Origin of the sequence: Achromobacter sp. HZ01 (genome assembly GCF_003267925.1) — a bacterium.
In the GTDB taxonomy this organism is placed as follows: domain Bacteria; phylum Pseudomonadota; class Gammaproteobacteria; order Burkholderiales; family Burkholderiaceae_B; genus Achromobacter; species Achromobacter pulmonis_A.
This window is the reverse complement of the sequence record NZ_LWKV01000001.1, coordinates 1,845,759-1,858,554: the sequence shown is the minus strand read 5'-3', so window position 1 is coordinate 1,858,554 and position 12,796 is coordinate 1,845,759. Positions and strand designations below refer to the sequence as shown.

General features: G+C 66.2%; 17 protein-coding genes. 11 read left to right on the top strand and 6 right to left on the bottom strand.

Annotation, left to right across the window (positions count from 1 at the left end; genetic code table 11):
* Positions 1 to 49: 49 nt before the first annotated feature.
* Positions 50 to 1,042 carry a tripartite tricarboxylate transporter substrate binding protein gene (locus A6B37_RS08690; RefSeq protein WP_246842404.1) on the bottom strand — a complete coding sequence of 331 codons (993 nt, stop codon included), beginning with the start codon at positions 1,040 to 1,042 and terminating at the stop codon, positions 50 to 52.
* A gap of 437 nt (positions 1,043 to 1,479) precedes the next feature.
* On the opposite strand from A6B37_RS08690, the gene A6B37_RS08685 reads away from it, so the two are divergent.
* A complete protein-coding gene (locus A6B37_RS08685) occupies positions 1,480 to 1,914 on the top strand; it encodes a GNAT family acetyltransferase (RefSeq protein WP_102771622.1) in 435 nt (144 codons plus the stop codon).
* Positions 1,915 to 1,939: 25 nt separating this feature from the next.
* On the opposite strand, the gene A6B37_RS08680 is transcribed toward A6B37_RS08685, so the two are convergent.
* Positions 1,940 to 2,893, bottom strand: coding sequence for a succinylglutamate desuccinylase/aspartoacylase family protein (locus tag A6B37_RS08680; RefSeq protein WP_102771621.1), 954 nt, complete (start codon positions 2,891 to 2,893; stop codon positions 1,940 to 1,942).
* Between the two features lie 271 nt (positions 2,894 to 3,164).
* Here A6B37_RS08680 and A6B37_RS08675 point away from each other — a divergent pair, with 271 nt between their 5' ends.
* Positions 3,165 to 3,380, top strand: coding sequence for a hypothetical protein (locus tag A6B37_RS08675; protein ID WP_246842403.1), 216 nt, complete (start codon positions 3,165 to 3,167; stop codon positions 3,378 to 3,380).
* A gap of 124 nt (positions 3,381 to 3,504) precedes the next feature.
* Positions 3,505 to 4,095 carry a YSC84-related protein gene (locus tag A6B37_RS08670; protein WP_102771619.1) on the top strand — a complete coding sequence of 197 codons (591 nt, stop codon included), beginning with the start codon at positions 3,505 to 3,507 and terminating at the stop codon, positions 4,093 to 4,095.
* Positions 4,096 to 4,159: 64 nt separating this feature from the next.
* Here the strand turns inward: A6B37_RS08670 and A6B37_RS08665 are convergent, their stop codons facing one another.
* Entirely contained in the window at positions 4,160 to 4,393 is a 234-nt protein-coding gene (locus A6B37_RS08665; protein WP_102771618.1) for a hypothetical protein, read from the bottom strand.
* Between the two features lie 120 nt (positions 4,394 to 4,513).
* A complete protein-coding gene (locus A6B37_RS08660; RefSeq protein WP_102771617.1) occupies positions 4,514 to 4,984 on the bottom strand; it encodes an Lrp/AsnC family transcriptional regulator in 471 nt (156 codons plus the stop codon).
* Between the two features lie 195 nt (positions 4,985 to 5,179).
* Between A6B37_RS08660 and A6B37_RS08655 the strand changes: the two genes are divergently transcribed.
* The 5 genes from A6B37_RS08655 (at position 5,180) to A6B37_RS26325 (ending at position 8,491) form a co-directional block, all read left to right on the top strand.
* On the top strand, positions 5,180 to 5,926 hold the full coding sequence (locus tag A6B37_RS08655; RefSeq protein WP_111825481.1) for a sulfite exporter TauE/SafE family protein: 747 nt from the start codon (positions 5,180 to 5,182) through the stop codon (positions 5,924 to 5,926).
* A gap of 201 nt (positions 5,927 to 6,127) precedes the next feature.
* Positions 6,128 to 6,352 (top strand): hypothetical protein, encoded by a 225-nt coding sequence (locus A6B37_RS08650; RefSeq protein WP_102771615.1) that lies wholly within the window; start codon positions 6,128 to 6,130, stop codon positions 6,350 to 6,352.
* 353 nt (positions 6,353 to 6,705) lie between these two features.
* On the top strand, positions 6,706 to 6,918 hold the full coding sequence (locus A6B37_RS08645; protein ID WP_102771614.1) for a hypothetical protein: 213 nt from the start codon (positions 6,706 to 6,708) through the stop codon (positions 6,916 to 6,918).
* A gap of 148 nt (positions 6,919 to 7,066) precedes the next feature.
* Positions 7,067 to 8,173, top strand: coding sequence for an AGE family epimerase/isomerase (locus A6B37_RS08640; protein ID WP_111825480.1), 1,107 nt, complete (start codon positions 7,067 to 7,069; stop codon positions 8,171 to 8,173).
* Between the two features lie 102 nt (positions 8,174 to 8,275).
* Positions 8,276 to 8,491: a hypothetical protein gene (locus A6B37_RS26325; protein ID WP_102771612.1), complete on the top strand. Its 216-nt coding sequence runs from the start codon at positions 8,276 to 8,278 to the stop codon at positions 8,489 to 8,491.
* 108 nt (positions 8,492 to 8,599) lie between these two features.
* Here A6B37_RS26325 and A6B37_RS08630 read toward each other — a convergent pair whose 3' ends face one another.
* On the bottom strand, positions 8,600 to 9,535 hold the full coding sequence (locus A6B37_RS08630) for a LysR substrate-binding domain-containing protein (RefSeq protein ID WP_111825479.1): 936 nt from the start codon (positions 9,533 to 9,535) through the stop codon (positions 8,600 to 8,602).
* 112 nt (positions 9,536 to 9,647) lie between these two features.
* Between A6B37_RS08630 and A6B37_RS08625 the strand changes: the two genes are divergently transcribed.
* The 3 genes from A6B37_RS08625 to A6B37_RS08615 are packed head-to-tail and all read left to right on the top strand — an operon-like array spanning position 9,648 to position 11,842.
* Positions 9,648 to 10,640 carry a tripartite tricarboxylate transporter substrate binding protein BugE gene (locus A6B37_RS08625; protein ID WP_111825478.1) on the top strand — a complete coding sequence of 331 codons (993 nt, stop codon included), beginning with the start codon at positions 9,648 to 9,650 and terminating at the stop codon, positions 10,638 to 10,640.
* 2 nt (positions 10,641 to 10,642) lie between these two features.
* Positions 10,643 to 11,512 (top strand): N-formylglutamate amidohydrolase, encoded by an 870-nt coding sequence (locus A6B37_RS08620; RefSeq protein ID WP_111825477.1) that lies wholly within the window; start codon positions 10,643 to 10,645, stop codon positions 11,510 to 11,512.
* Positions 11,513 to 11,572: 60 nt separating this feature from the next.
* Positions 11,573 to 11,842, top strand: a complete 270-nt coding sequence (locus tag A6B37_RS08615) for a hypothetical protein (RefSeq protein ID WP_102771608.1) — start codon at positions 11,573 to 11,575, stop codon at positions 11,840 to 11,842.
* A gap of 11 nt (positions 11,843 to 11,853) precedes the next feature.
* Here A6B37_RS08615 and A6B37_RS08610 read toward each other — a convergent pair whose 3' ends face one another.
* Complete coding sequence (locus A6B37_RS08610; RefSeq protein ID WP_102771868.1) at positions 11,854 to 12,696, bottom strand: LysR family transcriptional regulator; 843 nt, start codon at positions 12,694 to 12,696, stop codon at positions 11,854 to 11,856.
* Positions 12,697 to 12,796 lie beyond the last annotated feature (100 nt).

Sequence of the window (12,796 nt, the reverse complement as noted above, 5' to 3'; positions counted from 1 at the left end):
TGCGCGGCGCGAAGCGGGACGCCCATCGGGCGTCCCGGCTTTCCAGGGGCTATTTGCCGCCGTAGGCGACCACGATGCCGGCCTTCTGGGCCACTTCGCTCCAGCGCTTGAACTCCGAGGCCGAGAAGGCCTGGAACTGCGCCGCGTCGCGCAGCTTGGGCTCGAACCCCGCGCCGATGATGCGCGACTGGAATTCAGGCGTGGCCAGGCCCGTGACGATGGCGTCCGACAGCTGCGCGATGATGGCCGGATCCACTTTGGCGGGCGCGTACATGCCCAGCCAACTGGTCACGTCGAAGTCCGTCATGCCTTGCTGCTGCATGGTGGGCACGTCGGGCAATTGCCGCGCGCGATAGGCGCTGGTGACGGCCAGGGCCTTCAGGCGCCTGCCTTCCACCATGGCCAGCGTGGGCGGAAGGTTCATGAAACAGATGTCGAGATCGCCGTTGGCCGTGCCCACCAGTGCATCGGCGGCGCCCTTGTAGGGCACATGGTCGAATTTCAATCCGGTGCGCATGGCGAAGAGTTCCGCCGTCATTTGCGACGAGCTGCCGACGCCGTTGCTGCCGTAGAGCGGCTTGCGCTTGCTGGCGCGCAGGTATTCGATGAGTTCCGGCACCGAGTTGGCCGGGTGGTCGGTGCGCACCACCAGCGCATTGACGAATTCCGCGACCTGGGCGATGGGCAACAGGGCGGTGGGAATGTCCAGCGGCAGCCCGCGCAATGTCGCCGGCGGCAGCACATTGTGTCCCAGGCCTCCCGTCGTCAGCGTGTAGCCGTCCGGCCTGGCCGCCGCGGCGGCCTGCATGCCGATCACGCCGCCTGCGCCGGCGCGGTTTTCGATGACCACGCTTTGCCCGTACCTGGCGTAGAGCAGGTCGCCGACCAGCCTTCCGGCCAGGTCGGTCGCGCTTCCGGGGGTGGAAGAGACAATGATCTTGATCGTTCGCGACGGGTAGGGCCCGTCTTGAGACCAGCTTCTGCCTGCCAGGGCCAGGCCGGCCGCGCTACCCATCAGTTTCAACGCACTGCGACGCTTCATGACGACTTCCCCTTGGGTTGGTTTTGCTAGACCACGTGCTGCTCCGGTTTCTGGTTGCGACTTTGTACGATAAACATATTTATGGAAAAGGTACGTGTAGCGTCCGGACGTGGAAATTGCGGCTAACCCTAGGATGCGGAAGCGACTGTTGCGGCTCCAATTTCGCTGAGCGGCCTGTTGGCGGCGGCCGTCTCCTTCGGTATGCTTGCGTTCATGCAAACACCCGATTTCGCGCCGCTGTCCGGCGCTTCCTGCCGACGAGTCACTCGACGCCTGCGTTGAGTGGCTGGTCGCATCCGGACGCTGAGTCTTCAGCGTCTTTCCCCGAAAGCCACGATATTCCTCGTGGCTTTTTCGTTCTTGTTCCGCTGTTTCCGCTATCGAGGCGTATCGCAAGGCTTTCGTTTCCCTCTTTTCCCTTATGGAAGGAACGAAGCATGAACTATCCAGACCTCGCCATCCGGCCTTACCACGCGCGCGACGAGGCCGCCGTCATCCAGCTGTGGCGCGACTGCGGGCTGACGCGTCCGTGGAACGATCCGCGCAAGGACATCGCCCGCAAGCTGACGGTGCAGCCGGAGCTGTTTCTGGTGGGCGAGGCCGATGGCGCGATCGTCGCGGCGCTGATGGGCGGCTATGACGGGCACCGCGCATGGATCAATTACCTGGCGGTGTCGCCGGCGCACCAGCGCCGCGGCCATGCGACGGCGCTGATGCGCGCGGTGGAGCGCAAGCTGCTGGAGATGGGCTGTCCGAAGATCAATCTGCTGATACGGTCGGGCAATCTGGCGGTGCAGGGTTTCTATGAAACCCTGGGGTTCCGTCAGGACGAGGTCATCAGCATGGGCAAGCGCCTGATCCCGGACCTTTGAGGTCCGCGACCCGGCGCGGGCCGGGTCATGCCGCCACGGTCAGGTACACGGCTTCGCGGCCGACGATGGGCATGCGCGTGGGCATGAAGATGGTGCAGGCGTCGCATGGCGAGCGGATTTCCTCGGCGCCGTTGACGGCGATCAGCTCGCCCTTGTCGAAGGTCTCGAAGCCGATGACCGGCCGCGTGAAGCGGAAGTCCGGCGACTTGACCATGTGGACTTCGAGCAGCCGATAGCGCCGCGGCGCCGGCGGCGGCGCCGCGTCGGCGGGCGCGTCGATCAGGCCCAGGTGGGCCAGGAAGCGCAGCGAGACCTCGGTGGCCAGCGTGGCGGCGGACTGGGCGAAGTGCTGGCCGCATTCCACCACCAGTGAGCCGCCGCTGTCGGAGTCCAGTTCGCCGTGGCGGCCATAGCTCATGACGCCGGTGCCGGGGAATATGCCGGGCGGCATGACCAGATGGATTTCGGGCGCGCCGACGGCGCTGGCCAGCGCGGTGTTGCGCGGCATTTCGGTGTAGACCCAGAAGGGCTGGACCGGGGCGCGCGTGGAATGGATGTCGAGCACGTAGTCGGCGGCGTCCAGCACGGGCCGCAGTTCGCGCGCGCGGCGCAGTTCGGGGCTGTCCTCGGCGCCGTCGAGCATGTCGGCCGACCAGATGCGGTTGAGGTTGTGCACCAGCTGGCGGTTTTCGTAGGGCTGCTCGATATCGAAGGCCTCGTAGGCTTCGACGTGGGCGAAGCTGACCGTGAGCGTGCCGATCTTGGGCCGCACGCCGCTGTCGAGCAGGTGGGTGGCGGCCACCATGCCGCAGATTTCGTTGCCGTGGGTGATGGCGTTGATCAGCGCGTGCGGGCCGGGGCGGCCCGATTCGAAACGGTGGACGTAAGGGATGCCGACATTACCGTCGCGGTAGGCGGAGAGATCGCGCGGCAGGACTTCCAGCGGCGCGGTGTCGGGTTCGAAAGCGGGATGGTTCATGGGGGCTCTTGTGGCTGCGGGTTTCGGCGTATTTTGCAGTACGCACTGCAGAAGTGAAATACAAGAAGCACTGCACAGTCGAACAGACGCGGTTTCGGCGGGTTTTCCGGCGCATGCAAGATGCGTTCGCACTAGGTCTTCTAGTGCTTCATAACCCCTTGAAAACATTGCTTTTCAAGCCGATTTATTTTTGGCATATTGCGCCCCGGTAAAGACACTTTCGGAGGATGGCATGGGCGCGTGGCCACAGCGTCATATCGATGGCTTTCAGGTGGAATGCCAGGTCGTCAGATTGGGCGACGGCGTGCTGGCGATCGAGGTGGCGGTGAGCCGGGCCGAAGGCGAGGACGCGCCGCGGCGCTGGTCGCTGCCGCGTTTCGTGACCTTCGCCGACGCCGGGCTCGCGCGGCGTCACGCCGAGCTGGTGCTGTCGGGCATCGTGTCGGTGGATGAGGCCACCGGCGAGCCGCGCTATGGAATTTTGTAGCGGCGCGTGTCGCCGGACGTTGGAGTCGGGCAGGTTTTGTTGCGTTTGGCACAATCATGTGCCTTGCGCTGGCCGATTTGCCCGGTACATTGATAGAACAGGTGACAACAACAAGGAGAGTTCCATGCTTGATACTTTTCCTGTCCTGCGCCGCGCCAGCGTGGCCGTGGCGATCGGCGCGGCCGGACTGCTGTTTGCCGGTTGCACGACCACCAGCCCCAAGTCCTCGGCCTCGGCGACCGAGCAGCGCCAGTCGCTCAATAGCGCGGCCGATGCGACGCTGGGCAAGCTTTATCAGGCGTCGCCCCAGTCCAAGGATCTGGTCGCGCGCGCCAAAGGCGTGCTGATCTTTCCCGACGTGTTGAGCGGCAGCTTCATCGTCGGCGCCGAACACGGCAAGGGCGTGCTGCGGGTCGGCGGCGCGCCGGCCGGCTACTACAGCACGACGGCGGGCTCCATCGGCTTCCAGGCGGGCGCGCAGTCCAAGGCCATGGTGCTGCTGTTCATGACCGACGAGGCGCTCAACAAATTCCGTAACAGCAGCGGCTGGACCGTGGGGGCCGACGCCACCGTGGCCGTCGTCAACATCGGCGCCAACGGACGCATCGACACCAATACGGCGCAGCAGCCCATTGTCGGTTTCGTGATGAACAATGGCGGGCTGATGGCGGGCGTGTCGCTGGCCGGCACCAAGATCTCGAAGCTGAATCTTTGAACGCAGCGCCGGCAATGCAGAACGCCGCGGAGGTTTTCCGCGGCGTTCTTTTTTGGGCGTCGGTTCAGCCGTTCAACGTATCTCCAGTGCCGCGCACGGCGTTTTCGCGCTGCATTTCGGCGGCTTCTATGCCGGGGTCCAGGCCGCGCCAGCGCTTGATCCGACCGCGGTCCTGGGCGGGTTCCCAGCCCAGCAGGCCGTAGCGCGTGATTTCGGTTTCTCCGGTGTCGAATTCGACTTCGTAGTAGCCCTGACGATCGGGTAGCGTGCCGCCGGGGAACCAGTCGGTTTCAGGCATGGTCTGCTCCTTGCTAGACGATGGGAGGGTTGCGCGCGCCGGACGGCCCGCGCGGCGTTTTTTTTGGACCATTTTGGTCTGGGGCCGGCGATCCCGCAAGCATCGCGGGCGCCGTCTGTTTCAGGACAGCGGCACGGCGGTGGTGTAGAGCACCTGTTTGAGCGCGAAGCTGGAGCGGATGCTGGCCACGCCGGGAATGCGGGTGATGTGTTCGACGATGAGCCGTTCGAGCGCGTCGACGTCGGGCACCAGCGCGCGGATCAGGTAGTCGGCGTCGCCCGACATCAGGTAGCACTCCATGATTTCCGGCAGCACGGCGATTTCGCGTTCGAATACGTCCAGCGCGGCCTTGCGCTGCTTGTCCAGCGAGATCTGGATGAAGACGTTGACCTTCAGGCCCAGCTTGCGCGCGTTCAGCAGCGTGACGCGGCGGTCGATCAGGCCTTCGGCTTCGAGCCGCCGGACCCGGGCCAGGCAGGGCGAGGCCGACAGGTTGACGCGGGCCGCCAGCTCGACGTTGGTCAGGCGCGCGTCGCGCTGCAGTTCGTTCAGGATACGGATGTCAGTAGCATCCAGGTTGATTTCCAGCATAAGTGGCTCAGGTAATGTCGATAAACGATTCGAATATGCTGAGTATGCCGCGTACTGGAGTGAATGTAGGCGAATTGTCCTGGGGTTTTCCCTGGCACCGTTGCTTTATCCGCCCGTCCGGCCGAATCCCGGACGGAACGCTCTAGAATGGCGTGCGCCGGGAGGGCCCGGCTTGCATGCGGACGTACGCGGGATATGGATTCCTTATATGTGGTGGTCGCGGCCGGCGCCATGACCGCCGGTTTCGTGCAGGGGCTTTCCGGTTTCGGATTCGGCATGGTGGCGATGTCGTTCTGGGCGTGGACGGTGGACCCCAAGCTGGCCGCGGCGATGGCGGTGTTCGGCGCGCTGACCGGGCAGCTGCTGGCCGCCTTCACCGTCAGGCGCGGGTTCGCGCTGGGCCGGCTGCTGCCGTTCATCGCGGGCGGACTCGTCGGCATTCCGCTGGGCGTCAGGCTGCTGCCGCACCTGGACCCGCTGCTGTTCAAGGCGCTCATCGGCGGGCTGCTGGCGATCTGGTGTCCGATCATGCTGTTCGCCGCAAGGCTGCCGCGCATCGCCGTGGGCGGCAGGCTGGCCGACGCGGCGGTGGGCGCGGTGGGCGGCATCATGGGCGGCATCGGCGGCTTTACCGGCGTGATCCCGACGCTTTGGTGCACCTTGCGCGGTTTCGATCGCGACGTGCAGCGCGCGGTGATCCAGAACTTCAATCTGTCCATGCTGATCGTGACGATGGCGAGCTATGTGTTCACCGGCCTGGTCACGCGCGAGATGCTGCCGCTGTTCGCCGTGATCGTGCCGGCCATGCTGGTGCCCACGCTGTGGGGCACGCGGGTCTACGTGGGCATCAGCGACCTGGCGTTTCGCCGCGTCGTGCTGGGCCTGCTGACCGTCTCGGGCCTGGCCTTGCTGGCCTCGTCGCTGCCCGGGCTGCTGGCCTAGTGTGCTGTCCCGTAGATACGTCCGCACGAAATTCCCCCCTTGACGCCAGGGCGTCGTTGCAAATCCTCGCGATACCTACGGGTATCGCTGCGGTTTGCGCCTAGCCCTGACGCCAAGAGGAGAAATTTCGTCATGCGGACGCATCTACGGGACAGCACACTGCGGCGTGCTATCGTTAGAAGGTTCTATAGAGGTTCACGCATGGCATTGCATCGTTTCGAGAAAGGCGAACTGGGTCATTGGTTGCGCGTCGTCGCCGATAACGGCGAACCGGGCGCCGAGCAGACCGAGGTGCCGGAACACGTCGCGAAGGCGCTGGAAACGCTGCGTTGCATCCAGGCCGGCGCCGACGGCCAATGGCGCATCACCGACAAGGGCAGGTTGGCCCTGCGCATGGAAGAGCCGGGCGCCATTCATCTCAGATAGCCCGCGCAAACTCGCACCACACACATTGCGGCCGTGATCCGGCGCGTTCCGCAGGTTTTGCGGCGCGCCCGACGCGTTTTGTTGCGTCCTGATCGTTTGGTGACCTCCGTTGCCGCACATTTTGCGAACATTTGCGCAGTATTTCGCGGATTCGCGAGTATTGGCGACAGATGCGGGAATTTACCAAGCAAAAATGCTCGATTTGGTCGCTTTTTGGCGTATCGCTGGGGCCCCGGCGCCAGTAAGATGAACTTGCGTGACGTTTGCGGGTCTATTCATTAGCGCGGGACTCGCTGCTCCCGCCAACGTCACGCGTGGTTCACGCGTTTAGGTAACCGACTGGGAGGTAGCACATGCAGCATCGTGACCAGGAAGTACTGATCGACGTTTCCACGGCGGCCATGGATACCGGCGGATATGGCGTTTTGCTGACGGTAACGGCCGAGGGCGGCACCGAAGTCGATGCCGCGTTTTCCCATCTGGGTAATTGCGCTTCGCTGGATGAAGCGCGTAACCGCGCGGAGATATTCGCGCAGAATTGGGTAGAGGAAAATATCTTCCGATAGGGCTTTACGCCCTGGACGGAGTTGATCGGTAGCACCGGTCTGTGCGTGCATGAGGCTGCGGAGATTGCTCAACGGTTTGCGGCGAAAATTTCGGTTATCGTTGCTGCTCCAAAAACTGGAGCCCCGACCGGGCAGGCGCCGTTCCAAGATGACTGCCGCACAGACCGATTCCAATCTCGCGGCGCACGTGCGCGCACTGCGCGAGCATTTCGATTCCATCATCCTGCCCATGTGGATGGGGCGGGGTTTCAATACCGCATTGGGCCTGCCGTACGAATCGCTGGATTCGGCTGGCGGCGCCGCGTTGCCGGCGACGCGTTATCGGGCCATGGCCTGCGCGCGCCAGCTTTATGTTTTCTCGGAGGCGCCGGGCGAGGCGGCCGGGCGGCACGCCGATATTCTGTTCGAGTCGCTGCGCCGCGTATTCCGCGACGAGGAGCATGGCGGCTGGCGTTATAGCGTGGACGCGCAGGCGCGCCCGCTCGACGCCACGCAGGATCTCTATACCCACGCGTTCATCGTGCTGGCTTGCGCGGCGTATTTCCGCCGCAGCCGCAATGGCGAGGCGCGCAAGCTCATGCTGGCCACGGCCGCGACCATCGAGGCGCGCTTCAAGACCGCCGATTCGCTCTATCACGCCGCGCTGAGCCCGGACCTGGGCCAGCCGCTGCGCGCGCCGGCGCAGAATCCCATGATGCATCTGACCGAGGCCTATCTGGCGGCCGCGCAGGTCGCGGAGCCGGCGCGGTTCGCCCAGCATCTGCGCAGCCTGGCGCAGGGCATCAGCCATCGCTTCGTGCACGCGCCGTCGCAGTGCATCTCGGAGGAGCGGCAGGGCACGGCCGGCAACCGGCTGGAGCCGGGGCACCAGTTCGAGTGGCTGTCGCTGGTGCATGGCTCAGCGGCGGTGTTCGAAGGCCTGGACCTGGCCGAATCGCTGCCGCGCGCGGTGCAATGGGCGCGCCGCCGCGGCGTGGACCAGGCGGGCGTGGTGGCGGCGCTGGACGAATCCGGCGCGGTCATCGACGACACGCGCCGGATCTGGGCGCAGACCGAATACCTGCGGGTGCTGGCGGTGCAGGGCGATCTGCCGGCGCTGGCCGCGGGCCTGGAGGTTTTCCGCAAGCGGTTTCTGCATGCCGGCGGCTGGTATGAATGCCTGGATGCGGACGGAGTTGTTACACGTTCGGACATGCCTTCGACGTCGCCCTATCACCTGGCGACCTGCCTGGCGGCGATGCCCGACGTTGTTTAATTGTGGCGTTAACAATTTTTTGTGGCGATAGGGCCCGATTTAATAGAAAAGCATTGGTGAAATCCCTTACAATTTGGAAACACTGTTTGTGGGGAAGCATCAATGAGCGTTATGTGCTTGGCTTGCCAACGCATTAACCCGGGCCTTGCTGGCGTTGCGCCGCATGCTCAACTCGGACACCAGGGATTTACCAACCCGACGCAGAAAGGCCGCGAGGAAAGCCGCGAGGATCACTTCCGTTGCCTGAACTGCGGCGCCAAATGGCTGCGTGAAACCGATAAGTGGGGCGTGGACCTGGGATTCAAGCTCGCGCCTTGAGCGTTGCGCCGCGCGGTTGAGCCGGGCTCCGTAAGGAGCCCGTTTTGTTTTCTTTTGAAGCATTTTCCGGCCCTGCCGCGAAATGAAGTGTTTCGCGTACCTGGGCCTTCAGGCGGCGTTGCCGGCGGCCAGCACGTCGGGGTCGCGGCCGGCGGTCTCCAGCAGCCATTGCCGGAAACAGGCCAGCGCGTAGTGGTCGCGGCGCTGGGCCGGCGCGCACAGATGGTAGCCGCGGGCGATGCGTATCGGCAGTTCGGGGAAGGGCGCCGCCACCGTTCCGGCTAGCAGGTCGTCGCGCACCAGGCAGCGCTGCAGCACGGCGATGCCCATGTCGGCCATCACCGCCCGCACCAGGATGGACACCTGGTCGAAACCATTGGACAGCTTGACCGAGCCGCGCGGCACGCCGGCGGCGGCGAACCATTGCGCCCAGTTTTCGACGCCGTTGGTGTGATACAGCAGGGCTTCGCCGAGCAGGCCGGCGGGCGTGCTCCACAGCCCTTGCGCGCGGCGCGCGGCCAGCCGGGCGGGGTGGCAGATCACGACCATTTCGCGGCCGATGACGTAGTCGGCCTGCCAGCCGGGCCATTGCTCGGGCGTGCCGGAAAGAATGCTGGCGTCGGGCGTGGCGCCCGAAAAATCCTCGTTGCGCCGGTAGGCCGCGAAGCCGAGCTGGATTTCGGGGTGGCGCTGGTGGAAATCGGGCAGGCGCGGCACCAGCCAGGCGCTGGCCAGCGTGGGCACGGACGACAGGGTCAGGCGCAGGCGGCGGTCGTCGGCGCGCAGTTCGGCGCTGAGCGCCTCGATCGCCTGCAGGGGCGCATGCGCGCCGTCATAGAGCCGGCGGCCGGTTTCGGTGAGGGTCAGGCCGTGGGCGTTGCGGTGCATCAGGGGCTGGCCGAAATGCGCCTCCAGGCGGGCGATGGCGCGGCTGACCGCGCCCTGGGTGACGCACAAGGTCTCGGCCGCCTGCGTGAAGCTGCCCAGGCGCGCGGCCGTCATGAACGCATGCAGTTCGGACATGGAGGGCGACTGCAAGCGCATCTAGCATGACCATTGGTAATGAAAGAATGCAATATAGTCGTTTGAAAGGGGACCGTAAAGTTCGGACACTGGCGGCCTTGTCGATAGACCTTCCATTTTCGGAGCCATCCCCATGTCCCGCCGTTCTTTCGGCCGGTCCGCGCGCTTCGCGCTCGCCGGCTTGTTCGCCTCCCTGTCCTTCGCCGGCGCTGCGGCCCAGGCCGCCGACTATCCCTCCCGTCCGATCAAGCTGGTGGTGCCGTTCGCCGCCGGCGGCTCGACCGACATCGTGGCCCGCCTGATCGCCGAGTACGCCGGCCGCGACCTGAAGCAGACCATCGTGGTCGAGAACAAGGCCGGCGCCGGCGGTTCGCTGGGCATGGAGCAGGTGGCGCGCGCCACGCCGGACGGCTACACCCTCGGCATGGCCACGATGAGCACGCACGGCTCGAATCCGGCCGTGTTCCGCAAGATGAACTACGACCCGGTCAAGGACTTCGTGCCGGTGGCCAACGTGGTGGCCGTGCCCAGCATTTTCGCGATCAATCCCAATATCCCGGCCAAGAACATGGCCGAGTTCGTGAAGCTGGCCAAGGCCGAGCCGGAGCGCTACAGCTTCGCCTCGCCGGGCGTGGGTTCGCTGGGCCACGTGAACATCGAGAACTTCATGATGCTGGCGGGCATCAAGCTGCTGCACGTGCCGTACCGCGGCGCGGGCCCGGCCCTGAACGACGTGATGGGCGGTCAGGTCGACGCGATCACCGACAACCTGTCCTCGACCCTGCCGCAGGTGCAGGGCGGCAAGCTGCGCGCGCTGGCCGTGCTGGGCATGGAGCGCTCGCCGCTGCTGCCGGACGTGCCCACCTATATCGAGCTGGGCTACCCCGACATGGGCACGGGCGGCTGGTTCGGCCTGGTGGCGCCGGCCGGCACGCCGCAAGCCGTGGTGGACCGCCTGAACCAGGCCGTGCGCACGGCCCAGCAGGATCCGGAGTTCCGCAAGAAGGCCGAGGAAGTCGGTGGTACGCTGATGCCCACCACGCCGCAGGAATTCCAGGCGCAGATCGAACAGGCCCTGGCCCGCTACGCCAAAGTGGCCAAGACCGCCAACATCCAGGCTGACTGACCATGACACACGCCGACTTCGACGCAGTTTCCGTGCACGAGCCCACGGCGCCGGCCCTGCCGCTGGTTTGCGATTCGCCGCATAGCGGCGAGCGCTATCCGGCGGATTTCGGGGCGGCGGCCAGCCTGGCCCAGCTGCGCCAGGGCGAGGACACGCACGTCGACGCGTTGTGGTCGGCGGCGCCCGCCCTGGGCGCGACGCTGATCGCCGCGAACTTCCCGCGCGTCTATATCGACCCCAACCGCACGCTGCGCGACCTGGACCCGGAGCTGCTGGCCGAGCCCTGGCCCGAGCCGCTGGAGCCGGGCGAAAAGACCCGCCTGGGCAAGGGCCTGATCTGGCGCCGGATGGACAAGGCCACGCCGATCTACGACCGCCGGCTGACGCTGGCCGAAGTGCGCCACCGCATCCAGGCGTATTACCAGCCTTACCATGCGGCCCTGTCCGATGCCATCCAGCGCACCGTCCAGCGCTTCGGCGCGGTGTGGCACCTCAATCTGCATTCCATGCCCAACGACGCCTACGAGCGCCTGGGCCGCAAGAGCGAACATCCGCTGGCCGACTTCGTGCTGGGCGACCGCGACGGCACGACCTGCGAGCCGGAATTCATCGCCCTGATCGAAACGGCGCTGCGCGACAAGGGCTACACGGTGGCGCGCAACGACCCCTACAAGGGCGTGCAGCTGATCGCGCAGATCGGCCAGCCGGAACTGAACCGCCACAGCCTGCAGGTGGAGATCCGCCGCCCGCTGTACATGGACGAAGCCACGCGCGAACGCAATGCGGGCTTCGCCAGACTGCAGGCCGACCTGTCGGACGTGCTGGCCCAGGTGGCGGCCTACGTGCGCACGCGCCAGGCCGCGGCGGCTTAAGTTTGGCGGCGGCGGGCCGTAGCCTGAACAGGGGCCGCGCCGCGGCCATACGGAGCCGCCATGGCTGAGAAGATCATCAACGGTTACTCGGTGGTCGCGTATGCGACCCAGCCCGAGGGCCGCACGCCGCCGCGCGCCTTTCTGGAAACGCGGCGGCTGGACCGCGCGCAGGACGGCGACGAGGACGCCGAGCCGGAGAACCTGGCGTTCGAAATCTACGCCAGCCGGCGTTTCCGCAGCACGGTGGAAGCCATGTCGGCCGCGCGCAACGCGCTGGACCGGGTGGCGCACGTGGACGCCGACGGCGTGCCCGACCACCTGCCCGGATAATCTGCGGCGCCTCAGGTCAGCGTGCTGCGCATCAGGATGTCGGTCAGGGCGCGCGTGGGCCGGTTGGGCGCGGGCGCCGAAATCACGATGAATTCCACTTGGGGCAGCGCAGGCAATTGCGCCGCCGCCGCGGGCGCGGCCAGTCCGGCGGTGGCCAGGTGCGAGGGCTGCACGGTAATGCCCAGGCCCGCCCGCGCGGCCGCCTGGCAGCCGGCGTAGCTGGTGCTGGTGCACACGATCTGCCAACTGCGCCCGGCGCGCGCCAGCGCGTCCAGCGCCAGCCCGCGCGTGACGCTGGGCTCGCGCAGCAGGATCAGCGGCAGCGGCTGGTCGGCCGCGAAGCGCAGGCCCTCGCGCGCCTGCCACAGCAGCGCTTCCTTGTGCAGGGTCTGGCCGCGGCGGTCGCCGCGGCGGCGCTTGCCGATCATGACGTCCAGCCCGTTGTCGTCCAGCAGCTTGTAGAGCTCGCTGGTGACGCCTATGGTCAGGTCCAGTTCGACCTCGGGGTGGGCCAGGCGGAAGGCGGCCAGCACGTCGGGCAGCGGCCCCATGGCCAGGTCGTCCGAGGTGCCCAGGCGCACGCGGCCGCGCAGGCGCGGCGCGTCGAACAGGCGTTCGGCGCGCTCGTGCGCGTCGAGGATGATCTCGGCATGCACCAGCAGGCTGCGGCCGTCGCTGGTGAGCGCGAGCGAGTGCGTGTCGCGCAGGAACAGGCGGCGCTTGAGCGCCAGCTCCAGCTGGCGGATGTGCTCGCTCACGGTGGGCTGGGCCAGGCCCAGCCGGCGCGCCGCTTCGGAGAAGCTGGGGGCGGCGGCCGCGGCGACGAAGGTGTTGAGCCACAGGGGGTTGAGCATGGCGGTCATAGGAATTACCGATAGCAGCTACAGTACCTAATGGGCTTCACGATGACAAGAGGCGCGCCTATAGTGGGCTCCGATCATCACGGAATTCCCT

Excerpts from the sequence above, each read along its gene's own strand:
- A6B37_RS08690 (WP_246842404.1), bottom strand. The coding sequence starts at position 1,042 with ATGAAGCGTCGCAGTGCGTTGAAACTGATGGGTAGCGCGGCCGGCCTG.
- A6B37_RS08685 (WP_102771622.1), top strand. The coding sequence starts at position 1,480 with ATGAACTATCCAGACCTCGCCATCCGGCCTTACCACGCGCGCGACGAG.
- A6B37_RS08680 (WP_102771621.1), bottom strand. The coding sequence starts at position 2,893 with ATGAACCATCCCGCTTTCGAACCCGACACCGCGCCGCTGGAAGTCCTG.
- A6B37_RS08670 (WP_102771619.1), top strand. The coding sequence starts at position 3,505 with ATGCTTGATACTTTTCCTGTCCTGCGCCGCGCCAGCGTGGCCGTGGCG.
- A6B37_RS08665 (WP_102771618.1), bottom strand. The coding sequence starts at position 4,393 with ATGCCTGAAACCGACTGGTTCCCCGGCGGCACGCTACCCGATCGTCAG.
- A6B37_RS08660 (WP_102771617.1), bottom strand. The coding sequence starts at position 4,984 with ATGCTGGAAATCAACCTGGATGCTACTGACATCCGTATCCTGAACGAA.
- A6B37_RS08655 (WP_111825481.1), top strand. The coding sequence starts at position 5,180 with ATGGATTCCTTATATGTGGTGGTCGCGGCCGGCGCCATGACCGCCGGT.
- A6B37_RS08650 (WP_102771615.1), top strand. The coding sequence starts at position 6,128 with ATGGCATTGCATCGTTTCGAGAAAGGCGAACTGGGTCATTGGTTGCGC.
- A6B37_RS08645 (WP_102771614.1), top strand. The coding sequence starts at position 6,706 with ATGCAGCATCGTGACCAGGAAGTACTGATCGACGTTTCCACGGCGGCC.
- A6B37_RS08640 (WP_111825480.1), top strand. The coding sequence starts at position 7,067 with ATGACTGCCGCACAGACCGATTCCAATCTCGCGGCGCACGTGCGCGCA.
- A6B37_RS26325 (WP_102771612.1), top strand. The coding sequence starts at position 8,276 with ATGAGCGTTATGTGCTTGGCTTGCCAACGCATTAACCCGGGCCTTGCT.
- A6B37_RS08630 (WP_111825479.1), bottom strand. The coding sequence starts at position 9,535 with ATGCGCTTGCAGTCGCCCTCCATGTCCGAACTGCATGCGTTCATGACG.
- A6B37_RS08625 (WP_111825478.1), top strand. The coding sequence starts at position 9,648 with ATGTCCCGCCGTTCTTTCGGCCGGTCCGCGCGCTTCGCGCTCGCCGGC.
- A6B37_RS08620 (WP_111825477.1), top strand. The coding sequence starts at position 10,643 with ATGACACACGCCGACTTCGACGCAGTTTCCGTGCACGAGCCCACGGCG.
- A6B37_RS08615 (WP_102771608.1), top strand. The coding sequence starts at position 11,573 with ATGGCTGAGAAGATCATCAACGGTTACTCGGTGGTCGCGTATGCGACC.
- A6B37_RS08610 (WP_102771868.1), bottom strand. The coding sequence starts at position 12,696 with ATGCTCAACCCCCTGTGGCTCAACACCTTCGTCGCCGCGGCCGCCGCC.